Below are 1769 nucleotides of genomic sequence, written 5' to 3' on the forward strand. Positions count from 1 at the left end.
GCAAACACCAGGGGGGCCGAAAGCAAAACTGCGACGGTGTAAGGCCCTTCGAAGCGCTCGGCAAAGCGCTCGGTGCGGCTTTTAGCAGCCCTGGCGGTTTCCACGAGCTTGATCAGCCTGGCCAGGGTGCTTTCGCTGGCGGGGCGCTCCACCCGTACCCTCACCACCCCGTGGCCGTTGAGGGTGCCGCTCTTGATGGGGTCGCCGGGCTTTTTGTCCACCGGCACACTTTCGCCGGTGAGGGCACTCTCGTTCACATCGGTATAGCCCTCTACCAGGGTGCCGTCGGCAGCGAAGCGCTCACCCGGACGCACCACCAGAAGGTCGCCGGGCCGCAGGGCCTCGAGGGGTCTCCACTGCTCGCCCCCATCGGAGAGTTCAACACTGGCCCCCTCGGGGTGGAGGGTCATGAGGGACTCGATGGCCTTCCGGGTGCGACTAAAGGCCCAGCTCTGCAGGGTGTTGGAGAGGCTAAACAGAAAGAGCAGAATAGCCCCATCACCGGCCTGTCCCACCGAGGCGGCCCCCAGCGCTGCCAGCACCATCAGCAGATCCACATCCAGCTTGCGGTGTCTCAGGCTACGGACGGCCTTCAGCGCGGCCGGAACCCCCCCAGCCAGAAAAGCCAGCACCCACAGGCTGTTTTGCAGCCCGATCAGTTCGTAGGCCCCCGCAACAAAACCCCCCACCACCCCCAGCAGGGTCAGGCCGGAGAGCAAAAAGCCCCGTCCGACTTCGTTTTGCCAGAACCATAGCCAGGGCTTTTGCGGTTTGAGGGGAGGTGCGGCGACCAGGCTCATACGGGGTTCCTTTGATCCACAAGGATCTTATTGCAAATAATAATCATTATCAATGAAAGTATGACATACAACTAACCAAAGTATGAATACAACCTAAACCGAGTAGTTTAGTGCGGATTATTCCTGTTCCGCACGCATATTCTACCGCCTATACCCCAGGACATTCCTTCCTCAAATGGGCCTGGGGGGGCGGTCTGCTGGGTAGCCGTTCCAAAGGAAACCCCGCAACCGAAAACACTCTAGATAGGGCGCTTGATAATCGAGAGGGCCTCGAGCAGATCTTCTTCGCCAAAGGGCCTGGCGATGTGGGTGACTCGAGCATTCTTGACCCAAAGCCCACGCGGTGGCTGTTCGGTAATCAGCCAGATGGGTAGGAAGCGCCCATTGGGCAAGGCCCGCAACTGGCGCACCTTGTCGGGGAGGTCGGCCCCTTCCAGCAAAACCCCCTGTACCCGGTTGTGTTCGAGGGTACGCTTGGCGCTTTCCAGGTCGGGGGGTAGCATGACCCGGTAGCGGTAACGCTCGAGGGTCACCAGCAAGAGTCGCCGGATCAGATTGGAGTCGCTCAAGACCATCAGCAGAGGATCCTGAGGGCGCACATCGGCTTCCATCAGGAGACCCCGACTGTTCAGCTCGTAGAGCAGGTGGTAGACCTGTTCCTCGGGTAGATCGCACTCCAGTGCTACCGAGCGGGCCCGCTTGACCCCATCTATGGCCTCCAGCACGGTCCAGGCATCGGGCGAGAGGGCATGGCGGGTGGGGTCGCCGGAGAGTTGCAGGACGGTTTCGGGGTCTACTCTGCCCCGCATCCACTCGTCGAGGCGGCGCAGGGCTTCGATCAGGATGGCGCTGGTGTCGGTTACCCCCGGCAACAGCACCTGTGAGGCGTCTACGGGCGGGGTCTCGGCTACCAACTCGCCTTCCTGCTGGCCCAGGATGGTGGCCAGTGCCTCGAGGATTTGCGCGTGC

The 1769-nt window shown here is 61.7% G+C and carries 1 protein-coding gene and 1 pseudogene; both read right to left on the minus strand.

Annotated elements, in window-relative coordinates; genetic code table 11:
• Nucleotides 1-800 (minus strand): annotated as a pseudogene (locus Q0288_RS14500) (cation-transporting P-type ATPase); the annotation flags it as partial.
• A 239-nt stretch (nucleotides 801-1039) separates the two neighbouring features.
• Nucleotides 1040-1769 (minus strand): hypothetical protein (locus tag Q0288_RS14505; protein ID WP_299431821.1); only part of this gene is annotated, 730 nt, incomplete at its 5' end.

It is taken from the genome of uncultured Meiothermus sp. (assembly GCF_937863175.1).
In the GTDB taxonomy this organism is placed as follows: domain Bacteria; phylum Deinococcota; class Deinococci; order Deinococcales; family Thermaceae; genus Meiothermus.